General features: G+C 67.5%; 24 protein-coding genes. 8 read left to right on the forward strand and 16 right to left on the reverse strand.

Annotation, left to right across the window (positions count from 1 at the left end; all coding sequences use genetic code 11):
* The first annotated feature begins 595 nt into the window (after positions 1-595).
* The 4 genes from J2P76_RS16490 to J2P76_RS16505 all read left to right on the forward strand — a co-directional run bounded on the left by J2P76_RS16490 (position 596) and on the right by J2P76_RS16505 (position 3736).
* Complete coding sequence (locus J2P76_RS16490; protein WP_207408755.1) at positions 596-1549, forward strand: LysR substrate-binding domain-containing protein; 954 nt, start codon at positions 596-598, stop codon at positions 1547-1549.
* Positions 1550-1675: 126 nt separating this feature from the next.
* A complete protein-coding gene (locus tag J2P76_RS16495; protein ID WP_207408756.1) occupies positions 1676-2374 on the forward strand; it encodes a cyclase family protein in 699 nt (232 codons plus the stop codon).
* A gap of 23 nt (positions 2375-2397) precedes the next feature.
* Positions 2398-2775 (forward strand): carboxymuconolactone decarboxylase family protein, encoded by a 378-nt coding sequence (locus J2P76_RS16500; RefSeq protein WP_207408757.1) that lies wholly within the window; start codon positions 2398-2400, stop codon positions 2773-2775.
* A 67-nt stretch (positions 2776-2842) separates the two neighbouring features.
* Positions 2843-3736: an NAD(P)-dependent oxidoreductase gene (locus tag J2P76_RS16505; RefSeq protein ID WP_207408758.1), complete on the forward strand. Its 894-nt coding sequence runs from the start codon at positions 2843-2845 to the stop codon at positions 3734-3736.
* Between the two features lie 18 nt (positions 3737-3754).
* On the opposite strand, the gene J2P76_RS16510 is transcribed toward J2P76_RS16505, so the two are convergent.
* Positions 3755-4591 carry a class II glutamine amidotransferase gene (locus J2P76_RS16510; RefSeq protein ID WP_207408759.1) on the reverse strand — a complete coding sequence of 279 codons (837 nt, stop codon included), beginning with the start codon at positions 4589-4591 and terminating at the stop codon, positions 3755-3757.
* A gap of 208 nt (positions 4592-4799) precedes the next feature.
* On the opposite strand from J2P76_RS16510, the gene J2P76_RS16515 reads away from it, so the two are divergent.
* Together J2P76_RS16515 and J2P76_RS16520 are read left to right on the forward strand one after the other, a co-directional pair.
* Positions 4800-6041: a sulfite oxidase gene (locus J2P76_RS16515; protein ID WP_207408760.1), complete on the forward strand. Its 1242-nt coding sequence runs from the start codon at positions 4800-4802 to the stop codon at positions 6039-6041.
* A 26-nt stretch (positions 6042-6067) separates the two neighbouring features.
* Complete coding sequence (locus J2P76_RS16520; protein WP_207408761.1) at positions 6068-6421, forward strand: c-type cytochrome; 354 nt, start codon at positions 6068-6070, stop codon at positions 6419-6421.
* A 2-nt stretch (positions 6422-6423) separates the two neighbouring features.
* On the opposite strand, the gene J2P76_RS16525 is transcribed toward J2P76_RS16520, so the two are convergent.
* On the reverse strand, positions 6424-6855 hold the full coding sequence (locus tag J2P76_RS16525; RefSeq protein ID WP_207408762.1) for a VOC family protein: 432 nt from the start codon (positions 6853-6855) through the stop codon (positions 6424-6426).
* A gap of 98 nt (positions 6856-6953) precedes the next feature.
* Between J2P76_RS16525 and J2P76_RS16530 the strand changes: the two genes are divergently transcribed.
* Positions 6954-8000, forward strand: coding sequence for an NADP(H)-dependent aldo-keto reductase (locus J2P76_RS16530; RefSeq protein WP_207408763.1), 1047 nt, complete (start codon positions 6954-6956; stop codon positions 7998-8000).
* A gap of 22 nt (positions 8001-8022) precedes the next feature.
* Here the strand turns inward: J2P76_RS16530 and J2P76_RS16535 are convergent, their stop codons facing one another.
* The 14 genes from J2P76_RS16535 to aceA all read right to left on the reverse strand — a co-directional run bounded on the left by J2P76_RS16535 (position 8023) and on the right by aceA (position 18864).
* The gene (locus J2P76_RS16535) at positions 8023-8259 is read right to left on the reverse strand and encodes a putative hemolysin (RefSeq protein WP_207408764.1); all 237 of its coding nucleotides are present in this window, start codon (positions 8257-8259) and stop codon (positions 8023-8025) included.
* 24 nt (positions 8260-8283) lie between these two features.
* Positions 8284-9006, reverse strand: coding sequence for a haloacid dehalogenase type II (locus J2P76_RS16540; RefSeq protein WP_207408765.1), 723 nt, complete (start codon positions 9004-9006; stop codon positions 8284-8286).
* A gap of 23 nt (positions 9007-9029) precedes the next feature.
* Positions 9030-9791 (reverse strand): ABC transporter permease, encoded by a 762-nt coding sequence (locus tag J2P76_RS16545; RefSeq protein WP_207408766.1) that lies wholly within the window; start codon positions 9789-9791, stop codon positions 9030-9032.
* A complete protein-coding gene (locus tag J2P76_RS16550) occupies positions 9788-10714 on the reverse strand; it encodes an ATP-binding cassette domain-containing protein (RefSeq protein WP_207408767.1) in 927 nt (308 codons plus the stop codon). The genes J2P76_RS16545 and J2P76_RS16550 overlap by 4 nt, the downstream gene beginning before the upstream one ends.
* Before the next feature lie 90 nt (positions 10715-10804).
* A complete protein-coding gene (locus tag J2P76_RS16555; RefSeq protein WP_207408768.1) occupies positions 10805-11050 on the reverse strand; it encodes a hypothetical protein in 246 nt (81 codons plus the stop codon).
* 11 nt (positions 11051-11061) lie between these two features.
* Positions 11062-11310 (reverse strand): FixH family protein, encoded by a 249-nt coding sequence (locus J2P76_RS16560; RefSeq protein WP_242697394.1) that lies wholly within the window; start codon positions 11308-11310, stop codon positions 11062-11064.
* A 21-nt stretch (positions 11311-11331) separates the two neighbouring features.
* Positions 11332-12831 carry a cytochrome c oxidase accessory protein CcoG gene (gene ccoG, locus J2P76_RS16565; RefSeq protein ID WP_207408769.1) on the reverse strand — a complete coding sequence of 500 codons (1500 nt, stop codon included), beginning with the start codon at positions 12829-12831 and terminating at the stop codon, positions 11332-11334.
* A gap of 2 nt (positions 12832-12833) precedes the next feature.
* A complete protein-coding gene (gene ccoP / locus J2P76_RS16570) occupies positions 12834-13775 on the reverse strand; it encodes a cytochrome-c oxidase, cbb3-type subunit III (protein ID WP_207408770.1) in 942 nt (313 codons plus the stop codon).
* Positions 13772-13939 (reverse strand): cbb3-type cytochrome oxidase subunit 3, encoded by a 168-nt coding sequence (locus J2P76_RS16575; protein ID WP_207408771.1) that lies wholly within the window; start codon positions 13937-13939, stop codon positions 13772-13774. Before J2P76_RS16575 ends, ccoP begins: the two co-directional genes overlap by 4 nt.
* Before the next feature lie 2 nt (positions 13940-13941).
* Positions 13942-14634: a cytochrome-c oxidase, cbb3-type subunit II gene (ccoO, locus tag J2P76_RS16580; RefSeq protein WP_207408772.1), complete on the reverse strand. Its 693-nt coding sequence runs from the start codon at positions 14632-14634 to the stop codon at positions 13942-13944.
* Positions 14635-14644: 10 nt separating this feature from the next.
* Positions 14645-16120, reverse strand: coding sequence for a cytochrome-c oxidase, cbb3-type subunit I (gene ccoN / locus J2P76_RS16585; RefSeq protein ID WP_207408773.1), 1476 nt, complete (start codon positions 16118-16120; stop codon positions 14645-14647).
* Between the two features lie 86 nt (positions 16121-16206).
* Complete coding sequence (ccoS, locus tag J2P76_RS16590; protein ID WP_207408774.1) at positions 16207-16350, reverse strand: cbb3-type cytochrome oxidase assembly protein CcoS; 144 nt, start codon at positions 16348-16350, stop codon at positions 16207-16209.
* Positions 16347-17330, reverse strand: coding sequence for a hypothetical protein (locus J2P76_RS16595; RefSeq protein WP_207408775.1), 984 nt, complete (start codon positions 17328-17330; stop codon positions 16347-16349). Before J2P76_RS16595 ends, ccoS begins: the two co-directional genes overlap by 4 nt.
* 214 nt (positions 17331-17544) lie before the next feature.
* Positions 17545-18864: an isocitrate lyase gene (gene aceA, locus J2P76_RS16600; RefSeq protein ID WP_207408776.1), complete on the reverse strand. Its 1320-nt coding sequence runs from the start codon at positions 18862-18864 to the stop codon at positions 17545-17547.
* Between the two features lie 322 nt (positions 18865-19186).
* On the opposite strand from aceA, the gene queF reads away from it, so the two are divergent.
* A complete protein-coding gene (gene queF, locus J2P76_RS16605) occupies positions 19187-20008 on the forward strand; it encodes an NADPH-dependent 7-cyano-7-deazaguanine reductase QueF (RefSeq protein ID WP_207408777.1) in 822 nt (273 codons plus the stop codon).
* The last annotated feature ends 30 nt before the right edge of the window (positions 20009-20038 follow it).

Below are 20038 nucleotides of genomic sequence, written 5' to 3' on the forward strand. Positions count from 1 at the left end.
GTGCCTGACATCGCAATTGAGATGGCCGCCGCACACTCCGGTGTCTGGCGCCCATGGCGCTACGTTGAGGCCGATTGCATGGTTTCCGGGCTATTGCCAGGTGTCCGACTCCCGCAGGGTGTCGGACACCGCAGGACTGAGATGGCTGTGGCCTACGGCGGTGTCAGGCACCTGGCGGAGCCTGACACCTGAGCAATACGGATACGCGCGGTGCATTACCCGGCCGGCGAAATCGCGCGCCAGGTCGCCGCCATCTACCAGCTGGACCAGGAAGCCGGCACGGCGGCGCGCGCTGTTCTTTTCGTACGACGAACAACTGGAAAGCCGCAACATCTCGCCCACGCTAACCCTGGGGTACAACACGCTGGAGCCCGGCGTGACGCAGCGCGGCCACCATCACCCCGCCGTATTCCTATCACTCGCACCACAATGGCGGCCCGCGCCGCGCGGCGATCCTGGTGGTCCAGGATGGCGGCATCTACACCCACGCGCGCGCCAACGGATTCTCGTTCGACTAGCGGCACTGCCCGCGGGGCTGGCCCGTTGCCTGCAAGCTATGATCCGGTATGGCGATCATGGACCAAGGTAGGCCAGTATGAGGATGCATTTCGACCTGATAGACATGCAGTTGCTCGTCAACATCGCTGAAGAGCAAAGCCTGACCAAGGGCGCCGAGCGCTCGTTCCTGTCGCTGCCATCGGCCAGCCTGCGCATCAAGACTTTCGAAGAAACCCTGGGCGCCAAGCTGCTGTACCGCAAGAAACAGGGCACCACCCTGACGCCGGTGGGCGAGACCGTGCTGCACCACGCCAAGACCGTGCTGGCCCAACTGGAACGGCTGCGTGGTGACCTGCACGAACACAGCGACGGTTTCAAGGGCCATATCCGCCTGTACGCCAACGCCACGTCGATCAGCGCCTCGTTGCCCGACGTGCTGCGCGAATACCTGGCGCGCCATCCCAATGTGGACATCACGCTGCGCGAAAAGCTCAGCGACGAAGGCGCGCGCGCGGTGGCGGACGGGTCGGCGGACATCGCCATCGTGTCGGGCGACACGCCCGCCGACGGGCTGGAACTGCTGCCCTATTGCAGCGAGGCTCTGGTGCTGGCCACGTCGGCCGGGCATCCCCTGGCCAGCCGGCGCGCCGTCGATTTCAGCGAGACCCTGGACTTCAACTACGTGGGGCTGCAGGAAGGCAGCGCCATCTACCGCTTCCTGACGCGGCAGGCGCAGGGCCTGCGCAAGCAGCTGGGCTTCCGCATCCATGCCGGCAGCTTCGAAACCATCTGCCGCATGATCGAGGCCGACGTGGGCATCGGCATCCTGCCGGCCTCGGCGGCGCGGCGCTGCGCGCGCGTGATGGACATACACGTGGCCGCGCTGAAAGACGACTGGGCCGTGCGCCAGTCCATGATATGCGCCCGCAGCGTGGCCTCGCTGCCCCTGTTCACCCGCACGCTGATCGCCATGCTGACGCAGGCCGGCGATACGCGGCGCTCGGCCGAGCCGGCCGCGCGCAAGCCATCCTTTGGCAAAGGCAAACCGTAGTTATCACAGAGACAGATTGTCTCTTTGGCGGCGCAACGTCAGAATCTTCACGGTTCGATGTCGTGTTCCAGGGAGACGGATGTGTGTGACAGCAATGGACCGCGCGGCCACGGATGGCGCGGCTGGATGCCGCTGCCGGAAACCCGCCGGGCCGCGCAGCGCTGCGGCCCGTGGATCGACCTGTCGCATGCGCTGGGGCCGGCCGTGCCGCGCGCCAGCGTGTTTCCGCAGCCTACCTTCCAGCGCATCAAGAGCCTGCCGCAAGATCCGCTGAACGTCACCGAAATGCGCATGGTGGTGCATATCGGCACGCACGTCGATGCGCCCCGCCACTTCTTCAACGACGGCCCGGCCTTCCATGAAATCCCGCTCGAGCGCCTGGCCGGGCCGGGCGTGGTGCTGCGCGTCGAGCGCGGCGTCGGCGAAGAGATCACCGCCGCCGATCTGGAGCAGGCGCCGGGCGAGGTGCAGCCGGGCGACATCGTGGCGCTGGCCACCGGCTGGGGGCCGCTGGCCCATACCCATCAATACCACGACCACCCGTACCTGAGCCCGGCGGCCGCGCAATGGCTGGTGGACCGCCGGGTCAAGCTGCTGGCCTGCGACCTGCCCACGCCCGACATGCCGGTCGGCCGGCGGCCGGCCCAGTACGACTGGCCGGCGCATCACATCCTGCTGGGCAACGGCGTGCTGGTCGCCGAGAACATCACCGGCCTGGACGCCCTGGCCGGCCAGCGCCTGGAATTCGTGTTCTCGGCGCTGAACATCGAAGCTTCCGACGGCGCGCCGGCGCGTGTGCTGGCCCGCGCGGTCGACCCTCTTTAAGCCAACCCGCCACAAGGGCAATCATGACAACCGATACGCTGGAACTGGGGCTGCAAACCCGCCGCGAGGTGCTGGGCGCCGCGCACGTCAACGCTTCAATGGCCCAGGCCGACGATTTCGCGGCGCCGCTGCAAGAACTGGTCACCCGTTATTGCTGGGGCGACGTCTGGAACCGCCCCGGGCTCGACCGCAAGACGCGCAGCCTGCTAAACCTGGCCATGCTCACCGCCCTTAACCGCCCGCAGGAACTGCGCCTGCACATCAAGGGCGGGCTGAACAACGGCCTGACCAAAGAAGAAATCCGCGAAGCCCTGCTGCAGGCGGCCGTGTACTGCGGCGTGCCCGCCGCCGTGGACAGCTTCCGGTCCGCCAAGGAAGTTTTCAAGGAACTGGGCGCCTAGGCCCTCTGTACACAGGCGCCCGGCACACGCCGCGCGCCGCTTCAGCGTGCACGCACAGGAGCAACACATGGACCAGGAGATCTACGGATTCGTCGGCGTGGGCAACATGGGCACGCCCATGGCCATGCGCTTGCGGCAGGCCGGCAAGCGCGTGGTGGTGTACGACCCCAACGCCGCGGCGGTGGCCGCGCTGGCGGCCTCGGGCATCGAAAGCGCCGCCTCGCCGGCCGCGGTGGCCGGCCAGGCCGGCACCGTGTTTCTCAGCCTGCCCACGCCCGCCATCGTATCGGCGGTGGCCACCGGCCAGGACGGCCTCATCGAAGGCAGGCGGGTACGCACCGTGGTGGACTTTTCCACCATCGGGCCGCAGGCCGCGGTGCGCGTGGCCCGCGCCCTGGCCGAGCGCGACATCGCCTACGTCGACGCCCCGGTCAGCGGCGGCGTGCCGGGCGCGCGCGCGGGCACGCTGGCGGTGATGGTGTCCTGCCCCACCGCTTTGTACACGCAGCTGCAGCCGGTGCTGGCCACCTTCGGCAAGCTGTTCCACCTGGGCGAAGGCGCGGGGCAGGCGCAGACCATGAAACTGGCCAACAACCTGCTGTCCGCCGCCGCCATCGCGGTGTCGTCCGAAGCCATGGTCATGGGGGTAAAAGCCGGGCTGGACCCCCGCGTCATGCTGGACGTGATCAACGCCGGCTCGGGCCGCAACAGCGCCACGCAGGACAAGTTCCCGCGCGCCATCCTGCCGGGCACCTTCGACTACGGCTTCGGCACCGGGCTGTCGTACAAAGACGTGCGGCTGTGCGTGGACGAAGCCGAAACGCTGGGCGTGCCCATGGTGGTGGGCGCGGCCGTGCGCGAAATGCTGGCCATCACCAATGCCAGCTACGGCCCCGAATCCGACTACACCTCGATGTGCCGGCTGGTCGAATCCTGGGCCGGGGTGCAGGTGCGCGGCTAGCTCCGCAGCGGGCTGGCCTCAGCCGCGCCCGGGCAGGAACGGGTAGGCCTGCACCCGGCCGCCGCCGGCCACGATGGCGGTGGCTTCGGGCACGTCTTCCCATGCGCCGGGCAGCTCGACCAGCGGCTCCGACAGCAGCATGTAGGCGTCATCGTCCAGGGCCGCGATGCGCGGCTCGTCGGGATACAGCTGCTTCAAGTGCCGCACGTCGGTGCTATGGAACAGCGAACGCGAATTCGCTTCGCTGGAATACCGCACCGCGATCAGGCGCTGGCCGTCCAGCGCGCACACCGTCATGGTCAGCGGGTGCTCGACGCCGTGCCGGTGCCCCACGTCTTCCACCACTGCCGCCATGCGCTGCAGGGCCTGCACGGGCTCGGATTCCAGCCCGAAGCTCAGGGCCAGCAGGAACATCACCTCGGAATCGGTGGAGCCTTCCAGCGATGTGAAGTACTGCGGCGAGATCTGCATCATCAGGTCGCGCCGCAGCAGCGGATAGTTGCGGATCTGCCCGTTGTGCACGAACAGCCAGCGGCCGTGGCGAAACGGATGGCAGTTGGTTTCCTGGGCCGGCGTGTCGGTGGCCGCGCGGATATGCGCCACGAACAGCGGCGCCCGGATGGCGCGGGCCGCTTCGCGCAGGTTGCGGTCGTTCCAGGCCGGATGGATGCTGCGGTAGCGGTACGGCAGCTCGTCCGGGTCGCGGCCGTACCAGCCCAGGCCGAAGCCGTCGCCGTTGGTGGTGGTGGCGCCCAGCCGCGAATGCAGGCTCTGGTCGATAAGGGAATGCCGAGCCTTGAAAATCACGGTCTCGAGCTGCAAGGGACTACCGGTATAGGCCATCCAGCGGCACATGGGGATGCTCCTCGGGGTTTCTTGATGATGGGGCTTTATATATTTTTTTCGATGAAATCCGAAACGCTTACAACCAGTTGACATATAACCGGGCATTGCCGATCATGGCAGTCAGCCGTCGCGATGACGGCGGGCCGCCGCCCGGCGGCCAACCATAATCACAATACCGCGCCTGCCCCGGCAATGCGCGGCAACCGGAGAGGCTGTCATGGAGACTACACCCCGTAATCCCGCGCGTCGCCGCCTGCTGGCCGGCAGCGCCGGCGCACTGGCCGCGGCCGGGCTGGGCGCCACCGGCGTGGCGCGCGCCGCCGAACAGGCGGCCGGCAAGGCCGCCGCCCCGGCCGCGCCCGCGGCGGCCAAGCCGCTGCCGGCTTATGCCGCCTGGAAAGACGCCGACAGCGTCATCGTCCACAGCGCCAACACCATCGAGACCCGGCGCGGCGCCTTCGGCGACGGCGTCATTACGCCGGCGCGCGAACTGTATGTGCGCAACAACCTGCCGCCGCCCGACGCGTCCATTCTCGACGACCGCGATGCCTGGGCCATCGAGATCCAGGGCGTCAAGCAGCCCCGCACGCTGACGCTGGGCGAACTCAAGACGCTGGGCGTCGACACCATGGCCACGGTGCTGCAGTGCTCGGGCAACGGCCGCGGCTTTTTCCCGCACCAGCCCAGCGGCACCAAATGGCAGGTGGGCGCGGCCGGCTGCGTCATGTGGACCGGCATCCCGGTGCGCACGCTGGTCGAACACCTGGGCGGCCTGGAAGGCGACCCCGCCTACATGACGGGCACCGGCGGCGAAAAACTGCCCGATGGCCTGGATCCGAAAACGCTGATGGTAGAACGCTCGGTGCCGCGCGACACCCTGCAGGACGCCATGCTGGCCTGGGAAATGAACAACGAGCCGCTGTCGCTGGCGCACGGCGGGCCGCTGCGCCTGATCGTGCCGGGCTACACGGGCGTCAACAACGTCAAGTACATCAAGCGCCTGGCGTTCACGGCCGAGCAAAGCCCCGTCAAAATCCAGCAGACCAGCTACCGGCTGGCGCCGCTGGATGCCAAGCCCGGCCCCGACTACCCTTCGGCCTGGGCCATGACGCCCAAGTCATGGGTGACCGCGCCCGGCGCCGACGGCGCGCCCGTCAAGGCCGGCCGGCAGCTGGTGCGCGGCGTGGCGTTCTGCGGCATCCATGCCGTCAAGCGCGTGGACGTATCCATCGACGGCGGCAAGACCTGGAAGCAGGCCGCGCTGGTGGGGCCCGACCTGGGCAAGTACGCCTGGCGCCAGTTTGCCCTGGCGGTCGAACTGCCCGCCGGCGAGCACGTGCTGACCAGCCGCGTCGAAGACACCGAAGGCAATGTCCAGGTGGAAGAGCGCGTCGAGAACGTGCGCGGCTACTTGAACGCCAGCTGGCGCGACCATGCGCTGAAGGTCACCGCGTCATGACCATGGCGGCATCGAAGCACCCCAATATGCTGTCCCATCCCTTCCGCCGCCGCGCCCGCGGCTGGCGGCCCGGCCTGGCCGCGCTGGCGGCCAGCCTGTATGCGGCCTGTGCCGGCGCGGCCGACCCGGCCAGCGCCGAAGCCGGCCGCGTCCTGTTCACCAAGACGGCCGCGCCGGCCTGTGCCGTGTGCCACACGCTGGCCGATGCCGGCGCCACCGGCGCCATCGGCCCCAACCTGGACGAACTCAAGCCCGACGCCAACCGGGTCGCCCAGGCCGTGCGCAACGGCATCGGCGTGATGCCGGCATTCGAATCCCTCAGCGACGCCGACGTGCAGACACTGGCCGAATACGTGGCCAACGCCACCGGCGCACAATAACCTCACCTGGGCTCTTCCAGCGGCAGCATCTGGGGGTTCCAGGCCACTTCCCACAGATGCCCGTCGGGGTCCTGGAAATAGCCCGCGTAACCGCCCCAGAAGGTGTCGGCGGCGGGCTTGGCGATGACGGCGCCGGCCGCGCGCGCCTGCTGCATGACCTGGTCGACTTCGGCCTTGTCGGCCACGTTGTGCGCCAGCGAGCACTCGGTGGCGCTGCGCGGCCCGGCCGGCAGGCCGCTGTCGTGCGCCAGGCTGGCGCGCGGCCACAATGCCAGCTTCAGGCCCGGCTGCAGGTCGAAAAACGCCACGGCGCCATGCTCGAATTCGGTGCCGGTAATGCCCGGCGTGGCAAGGCCCAGGCCGTCGCGATAAAACTGCACGGCGCGCGCCAGGTCGTCCACGCCCAGGGTGATCAGGGTGATGCGGGGCTTCATGTCAGGCTCCAGGCAGGTGGGGTAACCACAGTCATTAAATCATTCCTTCGGCCGGTAGTAACATCAACCCGAATTTCATCTCTAACGGAGCCCCACCCTTGAAATACCGCAAACTCGGCCGCACCGATACCGAAGTCAGCCTGATCGGCCTGGGCACCATGACCTGGGGCGAGCAGAATTCCGAGGCCGACGCGCATCGGCAGCTCGACTATGCGCTGTCGCGCGGGGTGAACCTGGTCGATACCGCCGAAATGTATCCGGTGCCGCCCAAGCCCGAAACGCAGGGCCGCACCGAAACCTATGTGGGCACCTGGCTGGCCAAGACCGGGCGCCGCCACGACATCGTGCTGGCCAGCAAGGCCGCCGGGCCGGTGCGCGACGCGAAACGCCCCAGCCACATCCGCGACGGCAAGACCTTTCTCGACCGCAAGAACCTGACCGCGGCGCTGGACGCCAGCCTGAAGCGGCTGCAGACCGATTACCTGGACCTGTACCAGCTGCACTGGCCCGACCGCACCACGGCCACCTTCGGCCGCGCCTACCCGTGGATCGACGACGACTACACGGTGCCCGTCCAGGAAACCCTGGAAGTCCTGCAGGACTTCGTGCGCGCCGGCAAGGTGCGGCACATCGGCGTGTCGAACGAAACCCCGTGGGGCGTGGCGCAGTTCATCAAGCAGTCCGACGCCCTGGGCCTGCCGCGCATCGACACCATCCAGAACCCGTACAGCCTGCTCAACCGCACCTACGAAAGCGGCCTGTCCGAATTCAGCCACCGCGAACAGGTCAGCCTGCTGGCCTATTCGCCGCTGGCCATGGGCGTGCTGTCGGGCAAGTACCTGGACGGCACCCGCCCCGAAGGCGCGCGCCTGACGCTGTTCACGCGCTTTACCCGCTACAGCAACGAACGCACCGAGGCGGCCACGCGGCAGTACGTGCAGCTGGCGCGCGAACACGGGCTGTCGCCCACCCACCTGGCGCTGGCCTGGGTCAACCAGCAGCCCTCGGTGGCCAGCAACCTGATCGGCGCCACCACGCTCGAACAGCTGAAAGAAAACATCGACAGCGTCGACGTCGACCTGGCGCCGGAACTGCTGGAACAGATCGACGGCATCCACGCCGGCAACCCCAACCCGGCGCCGTAGCGGCGCGGCCGCGCCCGGGAAATCAGGTTTTTTCTTCGGGATGGGCGCGGCGATACAGATCCCATTCTTCGATCTGTTCGCCATCGGGAAGCATGCAGACCCCCATCTGCCCCTTGGACGTCTCGACGATCTGCAGGCGCCCGCCGAGTTCCTGGCAGTACACCGACGCGGGGTTGGCCATGCCCGCGGAGGGCCCGGCCTGGCTTGCGCAGCCGGCAAGCAGTGCCAGGCAGGCTGCGGGCAGTAGTGTTCTCGGCATGGTTTGTCTCCTGGGTAAACAGCCCTAGCCCACCAGCTGGTCGGCCAGGCTGCCGAAGTCGTCGGCCAGCGCATCCCAGTCCTGCTGCGGCTGCAGGTCGGTGGTCTGGCCGGGCCCGTGTTCGGTGGGCCGGCGCACGAATGCGGTTTTCAGCCCGCACTGCCGCGCGGCCGCCAGGTCGCCATTGTGCGCGGCCACCATGCACACCTGCGACGGCGCCAGGCCCAGCACCTCGGCGGTGCGCAGGTAGGCCTGCGGCATGGGCTTGTAGGCCTGCGCCACTTCGGCGCCCAGGATGGCGTCCCAGGGCAGCCCGGCGCGCTTGGCCATGTCCAGCATCAGGCGGATGTTGCCGTTCGACAGCGGCGCGATGATGTAGCGGGTTTTCAGGCGGGCCAGCCCGGCCACCGAATCGGGCCAGGGGTCCAGGCGATGCCACGCCAGGTTCAGCGCATCGAGTTCGGCGGCCGGCACCCCGGCCGGGTCGATGCCGGCCTCGCGCAGGGTGGCTTCCAGGTTTTCGCGATGCAGGACGTCCAGCCGCACGAACGGCCGCTGGCCGCTGCGCACTGCCTGCATCGACGGCCCGTAATGGCTGCGCCAGGCATCGGCGAAGGCCAGCGGTTCTATCCTGCCCTGGCCGTGCCGGGCCAGGAACGGAGCGGCCTCGCGCGCCACGCCATTGCGCCAGTCGACCACCGTGCCGAACACGTCGAATACCAGTGCCTGTACCTCGTGCCACGCCATGTCTGCCTCCGTTCGCAAGCCGGCTAGGTTTTGAGCCGGTAACCTGTCTTGAAGATCCAGCGCACGCCCACCAGGCATGCTGCCAGGAACACCAGCGTCATGCCCAGGCTGATGGCCACGCTGACGTCCGAAACGCCGTAGAAGCTCCAGCGAAAGCCGCTGACCAGGTACACCACCGGGTTGAACAGGGTAACGCCCTGCCAGAACGGCGGCAGCATCTTGATGGAATAAAAGGTGCCGCCCAGGAAGGTCAGCGGCGTGATGATCATCAGCGGGATGATCTGCAGCTTCTCGAAGCCGTCGGCCCACACGCCGATGATGAAGCCGAACAGGCTGAAGGTGACCGAGGTCAGCAGCAGGAAGCCGATCATCCAGAACGGGTGCTGGATCTGGAAATCGACGAACAGGCGGGCCGTGACCAGCGTGATCAGGCCCAGGATGATGGACTTGCTGGCCGCCGCGCCCACGTAGCCCGTGACGATTTCCACGTACGAGATCGGTGCCGAGTGGATTTCGTAGATGGTGCCGCTGAAGCGCGGCATGTAGATGCCGAACGAAGCGTTGGCCACGCTCTGCGTCAGCAGCGACAACATGATCATGCCCGGCACGATGAACGCCCCGTAGCTGACGCCTTCGATCTCGACCATGTGCGACCCGATAGCCGAGCCGAACACCACGAAATACAGCGCGGTGGAAACCACCGGCGAGGCCACGCTCTGCATCAGCGTGCGCCAGGCGCGGGCCATTTCGAACAGGTAGATGGCGCGGATGGCGTAGAAATTCATGATTGGGCACTCACCAGGCTGACGAAGATTTCCTCCAGCGAACTTTCCGATGAACTGAGATCGGTGAATTCGATCCCGGCCTCGTCCAGTTGGCGCAGCAGGCGCGCCACCTCGCCGCCGCCCTGCTCGTTGTCGTATGAATACACCAGCCGGTGGCCCTCGTCGGTCAGTTCCAGGCCATAGCCGGCCAGCGCCGCCGGCACGGCCGGCAGCGCGGTTTTCAGGGTCAGCGCCAGCTGGCGCTTGCCCAGTTTTTTCATCAGCGCGTGTTTTTCCTCGACCAGGATGATCTCGCCCTTGCGGATCACGCCGATGCGGTCGGCCATTTCCTGGGCTTCTTCGATGTAGTGGGTGGTAAGAATGATGGTGACCCCGCTTTCGCGCAGGCGCCGCACCATGTCCCACATGCCGCGGCGCAGTTCGACGTCGACGCCGGCGGTGGGTTCATCCAGGAACAGGATCTGCGGCTCGTGCGACAGCGCCTTGGCGATCATCACGCGGCGCTTCATGCCGCCCGACAGGGCCATGATGCGCGAATCTTTCTTGTCCCACAGCGACAGGTCGCGCAGCACTTTCTCGACATAGGCGGGGTTGGCCGGCTTGCCGAACAGGCCCCGGCTGAAGGTCACCGTGTTCCACACGCTTTCGAAGGCGTCGGTGGAGATTTCCTGCGGCACCAGCCCGATGCGCGAGCGCGCCGCCCGGTAATCGGCCACGATGTCGTGGCCGTCGGCCAGCACCCTGCCCTGCCCGGGGTTGACGATGCCGCAGATGATGCTGATCAGGGTCGTCTTGCCGGCCCCGTTAGGGCCCAGCAGCGCGAATATCTCGCCGCGGTGGATGTCCAGGTTGACGTTCTTCAAGGCCTGGTGTCCGGACGCGTACGTCTTGGACAGGCCTTGTACGGAAATGACGGGCTGCACACGGACCTCGGTTTGGGCGGTGAAGCCCTTGATTCTACTTGGTCGGCCCGCGCGCATCGTTCCGCTGGCACTACAACAGTGTTCCGCGCTCTAGAACGGCGCGTCGTCGCCCCCTTGCGGCTCGCGCGGCGCCAGCCAGGCGGTCAGCGCGCTGGCCAACGCCGCGATCAGCCACAGCACGAAGAACGACACGGTGTAGAAACCCAGGCGGCCGGGCTGCCAGCGGTCCAGCACCAGCACGTCGGACGGGTCGATCAGGGCGAAGATCAGGCCCCCGCCCGCCCCGGCCGCCAGGAACGACGGCCACAGAATCCCCATCAGCAGGCGCCAGCGCATGGACGGCTCCATCAGGGCCGCGCGGGGGCCTGGGCCGCCGCGGGCGCCGGGTCGGCGGCGGGCGCGGCCACGGCCGGCTGCACCCGTTCGACCACCAGGCCGCGCCTGACCGCCCCTTCGGCGATGGGCTGGTCGGCAAAGCGCGTGACGGCCAGGTAGATGGTGATGATGCAGCCCAGGATGGCCAGCAGCGGTCCGGCCATCAAGAACCACGGCCACGGTTCGCGGTGCCAGGGGTTGGGTGGTGCGGGATTCGTCATGCACAGGCTCCAAAGCGGGGTTCAGTCGGGCACATAGAAGCTGGAGGCCTCGTCGCGCGCCAGCACCTGGCCGTCGCGGCCCTGCGCGCGGGCCTGCACGGTGATGGGATGCGAGCCCGGCCCGGCCGCGCCGGCCGGCGCCCGGATGATGACCGGCACCAGCTTGTTGGCGTAGGGTTCCAGCACGATGGATTGGTCGCCCTGGCGCTCGACATGCACGTCCAGGCCCGGCAGGCCGGTGGCTTGCAGCCGCAGCACCATGGCCGACTCGGAAGTATTGATGAGCTGCAGCCGGTACACGTTCTCGATCATGCCGCCCGGCGCTTCGCGGGCCAGCACGCCGCGATCGCGGATGACATCGACCCGCAGCGGGTTGCGCAGCGCCAGCGTCGCCACGAAGGCCGCCGCCAATGCCAGGATGACGCCGCCGTAGACCAGCACCCGCGGCCGCAGCAGCCGCGCCCGCGCCCGGCGCGGCGTCCAGCCCTGCTCGACCGCGCGCTGCGACGCATAGCGGATCAGGCCGGCGGGATACTGCATCTTGTCCATGACCTGGTCGCAGGCATCGATACAGGCGCCGCAGCCGATGCACATGTATTGCAGCCCGTCGCGGATGTCGATGCCGGTGGGGCACACCTGCACGCAAAGGCTGCAATCGACACAGTCGCCCAGCCCGGCGGCCTTGTGGTCGACCTTGCGCGAGCGGCCGCCGCGCGGATCGCCGCGTCCCTTGTCGTAGGTGACCACGAACGTGTCCGGATCGACCATCACGCTCTGGAAGCGCGCGTACGGGCACATGTACTTGCACACCGATTCGCGCATGAACCCGGCGTTGCCCCAGGTGGCGAAGCCGTAGAACAGCATCCAGAACCACTGCCACGGCCCCAGCTGCAGCGCCAGCAGGTCGTGGCCCAGCCCGCGGATGGGCGCGAAATAGCCGATGAAGGTGTAGCCCGTCCAGCCGGCCACGATGATCCACAGTGCGTGCTTGGACAGCTTCAGGCGCAGCTTGCGCGGCGTCCAGGGCGATTCGTCCAGGCGGATGCGCGCCAGGCGGTCGCCCTCGACACGGCGCTCGATCCACAGGAAGATTTCGGTATAGACCGTCTGCGGACAGGCATAGCCGCAGAACAGGCGCCCGGCCACGGCGGTGAACAGGAACAGCGCCAGGGCCGATATCACCAGCAGCACCGCCAGGTAGACCACGTCTTGCGGCCACAGCACCAGGCCGAACAAGTAGAACTTGCGCGCCCCCAGGTCGAACAGCACGGCCTGGCGGCCGTGCCATTGCAGCCACGGCAGCCCGTAGAACACCAATTGCGTCAGGAACACGAACACCACGCGCCAGCGCGCGAAAACGCCGCTGACCGACCGCGGATAGATTTTGCCGCGCACCTCGGCCAGGGTCTGCTCCAGGGTTTCCGCCGCCGCGCCCGGCCGCGCCGGGCGCTGGTAGGGGCGCCATCCGGGCGCCCCCTCGGCCAGGGGGGCCGGCCGCGCGGCGTGTTCGGGCGGCTGCATTGCTACTGTGCCCCCTGGGGCGCGGCGGCCTGCGCCGTGGGGTTGGACAGGCCCCATACCCAGGCCGTCAGGATCTTGATCTGCTCGGGCGTCAGCACCGCGTCGTGCGCCGGCATGCGGTTGTCGCGGCCTTCCAGGATGGTCTGCACGATGGTGGCTTCGGAACTGCCGTACAGCCAGGTACCGTCGGTGAGGTTGGGCGCGCCCAGGACCTGGTTGCCCTTGCCGTCCACGCCGTGGCAGGCCACACAGTAGGTTTCAAAGGTGCGCTGGCCGCGCAGCATCTTCAGCGGATCAGCCGCCAGCTTCGACAGCGAGCGCACGTAATGCGCCGTGTCGCTGGCGGCGGCGGGGTCGATGCTGCCTTTCCAGGGCGGCATGATGCCGTGCCGGCCGTGCGTGATGGTCTGCCCGATGGCTTCGGGCGTGCCGCCGTGCAGCCAGTCGGCGTCGGTCAGGTTGGGAAAGCTGCGGCCGCCCCGCGCATCGGAGCCATGGCACTGCGCGCAGGTGTTCAGGAACAGGCGTTCGCCGATCTGGCGAGCGGCCGGGTCGGCGGCGATGTCGGCCACCGCCATGGCGGCGTAGCGCGCGTACACCGGCCGGACCTGCTCGGCCTGCTGCGCCTGGTGGCGGCGCACTTCATTGGCGGTGGTATAGCCCAGCACGCCCTGGAACATGCCCAGGCCGGGCATCAAGACCAGGTAGCCCAGCGCGAACAGGCACAGCAGCAGGTACATCCAGGTCCACCAGCGCGGCACCGGATTGTTCAGTTCGGTAAGGTCTTCGTCCCAGACGTGGCCAGTGTCGTCGACCGGGCCCGCGGCCGGCCGCTCGGCCAGCCAGCGCCGCTGGGTGTACAGCAGCCACAGGCACCAGGCGATGCCGCCCAGGGCGATGAAGGCGATGAAATAGCCGAAGAAAGCGTAGCTGAAATCGCTCATGGCCGCGTTGCTCCTTGTGCGGGTGCGTTTTCGTCGGGCAGCGCGAACGGCAGCAGGGCCGATTCGTGATTGGCGGGCTGGCGGCCGCGCGAATACGCCCACCAGACAATGCCCAGGAAGGTGGCCAGCGAAATGGCCGTCATGATTCCGGTGAAGATCAGCATGGTCAGTTTCCTTGCGCGGCCGCGCCCTGCCCGGCTGCCTGGCGGGCCAGCTCGGCCTCGGCCTGGCGCGCCTGGCGCAGGCCCACGCCCATGCCCTGCAGGTAGGCCACCAGCGCGTCTTCTTCGGTCTTGCCGGCGATTTCCTGCGGCGCCGCCTGGATCTGCGCGTCGGTATAGGGCACGCCCAGCTTGCGCAGCGCGCGCATGCGGTCTTGCACGTTCTGGCCGTCGAGCATGGCATGCCGCAGCCAGGGGTACGACGGCATGTTCGACTCGGGCACCACCAGGCGCGGGTCGCGCAGGTGGATGCGGTGCCATTCGTCGGAATAGCGTTCGCCCACGCGCGCCAGGTCGGGGCCGGTGCGCTTGGACCCCCACAGGAACGGGTGGTCGTATACCGATTCGGTGGCTTCGGAATACGGGCCGTAGCGCTGCACTTCGGCCTGCAGCATGCGCACCTGCTGCGAATGGCAGCCTACGCAGCCTTCGCGTATGTACACGTCGCGGCCCATCAGGCGCAGGGCGCTGTAGGGCTCGATGCCCGGCGCGGCCTGGGTGGTGGAATGCTGGAAAAACAGCGGAATGATCTGCACCAGCCCCGCGAACGACACCACCAGGATGCTGGCGATGATCATCAGGCCGATGTTCTTTTCAAGAGTCTGGTGCGAAAAAAAGCGGTGTTGCGAGTTGGCCATGGAAACCTCGTCAGGCGGTGGCGGGCGTGGCGATGGCGGCGCGCGGCTGCGGCTCGCCGGACGGAACCGCCGGGTCGACGGCGCGCTGGCCGCGCAGCGTCATCCAGACGTTCCAGGCCATGATGAACACGCCCGACAGGTACATGGCGCCGCCCACGAACCGGATCACGTAGTACGGCAGGCGCGTCTTGAGCTCTTCGACGAAGCTGTAGACCAGCGTGCCGTCGGTGGCGGTGTCGCGCCACATCAGGCCCTGCTGCACGCCGGCGATCCACATCGAGGCGATGTACAGCACCACGCCGATGGTGGCCACCCAGAAATGCAGCTCGACCGCCCGGGTGCTGTGCATGGACACGCGGCCGTACAGGCGCGGGATCAGGTAGTACAGCGAACCGAAGGTGATCATGGCCACCCAGCCCAGCGCGCCCGAGTGCACATGGCCGATGGTCCAGTCGGTGTAGTGCGACAGCGCGTTGACCGTGCGGATCGACATCATCGAGCCTTCGAAGGTGGACATGCCGTAGAACGACAGCGCGGTCACCATGAACTTCAGGATAGGGTCGGTGCGCAGGCGGTGCCAGGCGCCCTGCAGGGTCATGATGCCGTTGATCATGCCGCCCCACGACGGCGCCAGCAGGATCAGCGAGAAAGCCATGCCCAGCGACTGGGTCCAGTCGGGCAGCGAGGTATACAGCAAATGGTGCGGCCCGGCCCACATGTAGGTGAAGGCCAGCGCCCAGAAGTGCACGATGGACAGGCGGTACGAATAAATGGGCCGGCCGGCCTGCTTGGGCACGAAGTAGTACATCATGCCCAGGAAGCTGGTGGTCAGGAAGAAGCCCACGGCATTGTGGCCGTACCACCACTGCACCATGGCGTCCTGCACGCCGGCGTAGGCCGAATACGATTTCCACAGCGACACCGGCAGTTCGATGTTGTTGAAGATGTGCAGGATGGCGATGGTGAGGATGTACGAGCCGAAGAACCAGTTGGCCACGTAGATGTGCCGCACGCGGCGCCGCACGATGGTGCCGAAGAACACCACGGCATAGGCCACCCACACCAGCGTGATGAGGATGTCGATGGGCCATTCGAGCTCGGCGTATTCTTTGCTGCTGGTGTAGCCCAGCGGCAGCGTGATGGCGGCGGCCACGATGACGGCCTGCCAGCCCCAGAAGGTAAAGGCCGCCAGCCTGTCGCTGAACAGGCGCGCCTGACAGGTGCGCTGCACCACGTAGTAAGACGTGGCGAACAGGCCGCTGCCGCCGAAGGCGAAGATCACCGCATTGGTGTGCAGCGGGCGCAGCCGGCCATAGCTGAGCCACGGGATATCGAAATTGAGCTGCGGCCAGATCAGCTGCGCGGCGATCAATACGCCGACAGCCATGCCCACAATGCCCCAGACGACCGTCATGACAGCAAACTGCCTGACGACCTTGTAGTTGAACGTTTCGAGTCGATCGGCAGCGGTACTGCTATCAATCATGGTCTGTCCCCCAGTTGACGCGGAGATAGGATGATCGGCCGACCGGCATCGGTTCGTCTTGATTTCAATCAAGACTAGGACAAGTCTTACGTGTCGGGTTCGTGAAAAATGGAACTTCCGGCATCGTCGGGGTTGTCGAACTGGCCGTTGAACACCGCCCAGCCCAGCGCCAGGCCGATGACCAGCACGAACAGCAGCGACAACGGCAACAGCAGATACAGAATGCTCATGGTGCCGCCGGCACTTGATCGACGGCCGGGCCGGCGCCCTGCCGCAGCGCCTGGTGGCGGCGGTACAGGCGCCAGGCGCTGGCCGCCACCGCCAGCGACGACAGCAGCATGGTGATGGCCGCCAGCCACGGCGCCACCCAGCCGGCCAACGCCAGCGGCGTCATCAGCAGGTGCCAGGCCAGCGAGCCGTACAGGCCGAGGCGCGCGGTGCGGCGCGTGGCGGCCAGCAGATCGTGGAATTGCCGGGCATCGAGGCCGGGCGCGGCCGCCTGGGCCGCGGCCAGCGTGGTGGGCACCGCCATCGCCATGGCGCAGGGGCAGCTGATGACCAGCAGCGCCACCATGACCGGCACCGCCTGGCCGGGCGCCAGCCAGGCCCAGGCCGCGCCAGCGGCCAGCGCCAGGGCCACCTGGGCCGCCGCGAAGCGGGCCGCCACGCGATCGGCCGCGGCGCCCAGCGCGCGGCGGCGGATTTCCAGCCGGGCATGGCGCCGGGCGGCGGCCTGGCCGGCGCCCGGCGCCGCCGACTGGCGGGCGCACAGCGCCAGGTAGCGCGCGGTAAGCAGAAAGGCCACGAACATGGTGACCGAATCGAAATAGACTTCGCCGTGGCGCGTCCAGGTGGCATGGACACTGGGCAGGAAGGCCGCCACGATGCCCAGCGCCACGGGCACGTCCATGCCGGCCTGGCCGCGGCGCAGGCTGCGCGCCGCGCCGCGCCAGATGGGCCAGGCCGAATACAGCACCACCGGCAGGGTCAGGGCCAGGCTGGCCCAGTTCATGAGCACGATGGCCCAATCGAGCGTGGCCAGGGCATCGGCCGGGATGCCGTCGTGGCGCACGTAGCCCGGCCAGGCGAACATCATGACCTGCATCATGGCCAGCCAGGCCCAGCCCAGGCGCAGCAGGGCGTGGCGCCGCGCCTGGCGGCCGGTATGGGACAGGCCGGGCGGCACCGAGAAGATGGTTGTGGCAGGCATGCGGCCGATCGTAGCGACCGGCCACGGCGGTTGGCTTGATAAAAATCAAGCCAACTACAAGACCAGACTGCCTTACGAACGGGGCTGACACGGCCCGGGGCCGTCCGGGCCAGAAAAAAAGGGGTGCCCAGAGGCACCCCGAACCACCCTACTGCAGCAAACTTTCACGCCTTACATACCAGGGGCGCGGCCGGCGGACGGCCGCGCCCCTGCATCAGGCGACGCGCGCCTTGGCGCCGTGCTCGAATTGCGCCTCTTCGGTCGAACCGGTCAGGGCCGTGGTCGACGACTGCCCGCCTTCGATGGTCTGGGTAACCGCATCGAAGTAGCCGGTGCCGACTTCGCGCTGGTGCTTGACCGCGGTGAAGCCCAGTTCGGCCGCCGCGAATTCCTTCTGCTGCAGCTCGACGAACGCGCTCATCTGGCGGCGCGCGTAGCCGTGCGCCAGTTCGAACATGCCGTAGTTCAGCGCATGGAAGCCGGCCAGCGTGATGAACTGGAACTTGTAGCCCATGGCGCCCAGTTCGCGCTGGAACTTGGCCACCGTGGCGTCGTCCAGGTTCTTCTTCCAGTTGAACGACGGCGAGCAGTTGTAGGCCAGCAGCTTGCCGGGGAACTGGCGATGGATGGCTTCGGCGAACTTGCGCGCGTATTCGAGGTTGGGCGTCGAGGTTTCGCACCAGATCAGGTCGGCATAAGGCGCATAGGCCAGGCCGCGCGAAATGGCCTGGTCGATGCCGGCCTTGGTGCGGAAGAAGCCCTCGACCGTGCGTTCGCCCGTGATGAAGGGACGGTCGTTGTCGTCGACGTCGCTGGTGACCAGGTCGGCCGCGTCGGCGTCGGTGCGGGCCAGCAGCACGGTGGGCGTGCCCATGACGTCGGCCGCCAGGCGCGCCGACACCAGCTTGGATACGGCCTCGCGGGTGGGCACCAGCACCTTGCCGCCCATGTGGCCGCACTTTTTCACCGACGCCAGCTGGTCTTCGAAGTGTACGCCGGCCGCGCCCGCCTCGATCATGGCCTTCATGAGCTCGAAGGCATTGAGCACGCCGCCGAAGCCCGCTTCGGCATCGGCCACGATGGGCGCGTAGTAATCGATGTAGCCCTCGTCGCCCGGGTTCTTGCCTTCCATCCACTGGATCTGGTCGCAGCGCGACAGGGCGTTGTTGATGCGGCGGACCACCTGCGGCACCGAGTTGGCCGGATACAGGGATTGGTCGGGGTACATTTCGCCGGCCAGGTTGGCGTCGCCCGCCACCTGCCAGCCCGACAGGTAGATGGCCTTCAGCCCGGCCTTGACCTGCTGCATGGCCTGGTTGCCGGTCAGCGCTCCCAGCGAATTGACGAAAGGCTCGCTGTGCATCAGGTCCCACAGGCGGGTGGCGCCGCGGCGCGCCAGCGAGTGCTCGACGGCGACCGAGCCGCGCAGGCGGATCACGTCTTCGGCGCTATAGGCGCGCTTGATGCCCTGCCACCGGGTGTTTTCGGCCCAGTCTTTCTGCAGATTGCGGATTTCGGTTTCGCGATTGCTCATGAAATGCTCCTGGTAGGTAAGGAAAAGACAGAGATCCGGTTGCTGGCGCGATGGGCGCCGCGTTGGATAAAAGTCTATGCCTGTGTTGCGGAGCAATGTGGCGGCTTATCTTATATAAGACCAAAAACTTTTCCTTTTATTTTTATATAGTTATGAAATCAATTTTGTATTGTGGAATCAAATTGCCCGCTATGAAATGCTCGGGCGCTGCTGCGCAGCACCGGCTTTCATATGGCGGCGGCAGCTTTTCACCATGCAAAATACCGGGGTCCGCGCAAGGCCTACAATGCAAGCCTGAACCTTGCCCGCCACGCCTGTCCCCATGTCTTTGTCGAATGCCCCGCTGGGCCAGAATGTCGCCTATCCGGCGCACTACGACCCCAGCCTGCTGTTTCCCATTGCCCGCGCGCCCAACCGGGCCAGCCTGAATCTGTCCGGCCCCCTGCCCTTTGCCGGCGTGGATATCTGGAACGCGTACGAACTGTCGTGGCTGGACCCCAAGGGCAAGCCGCAGGTCGCCATGGCCACCTTCACGGTGCCCGCCGACAGCCCCCATATCATCGAGTCGAAGTCGTTCAAGCTGTACCTGAACTCGTACAACCAGACGCGCCTGGACAGCGCGCAGGTATTGGGCGAACGGCTGGCGGCCGACCTGTCGGCCGCGGCCGGCGCCCCGGTGGGGGTGGACGTGATTCTGCCGGCGCGCTTCGGCGAACTGGCCATGGCCGAGCTGGACGGCATCGACCTGGACGGGCTGGACGTGGCCATCGACACCTATGCGCCGGACGCCGGGCTGCTGCGCTGCGCCGCCGGCGCCCCGGTGTCTGAAACGCTGGCATCGCGGCTGCTGAAATCGAACTGCCCGGTCACGGGGCAGCCCGACTGGGCCAGCGTGCAGATCGCCTATCGCGGCCGCCCGCTCGACCGGGCCGCGCTGCTGCGCTACCTGGTGTCGTTCCGCGGCCATGCGGAATTCCACGAACACTGCGTGGAGCGCATCTACACCGACATCATGGCGGCCTGCCAGCCCGAGCAACTGACGGTATATGCGCGCTACACACGGCGCGGCGGGCTGGACATCAACCCCTGGCGCAGCAACGCCGGCACGGCGCCGCCGGCCGACGTGCGCACGGCGCGGCAGTAGCGGCGCGGGCGGCTGCGGCCGCCTGGCGGT

The sequence above is a fragment of the Bordetella petrii genome (assembly GCF_017356245.1).
Classification (GTDB): Bacteria; Pseudomonadota; Gammaproteobacteria; order Burkholderiales; family Burkholderiaceae_B; genus Bordetella_A; species Bordetella_A petrii_D.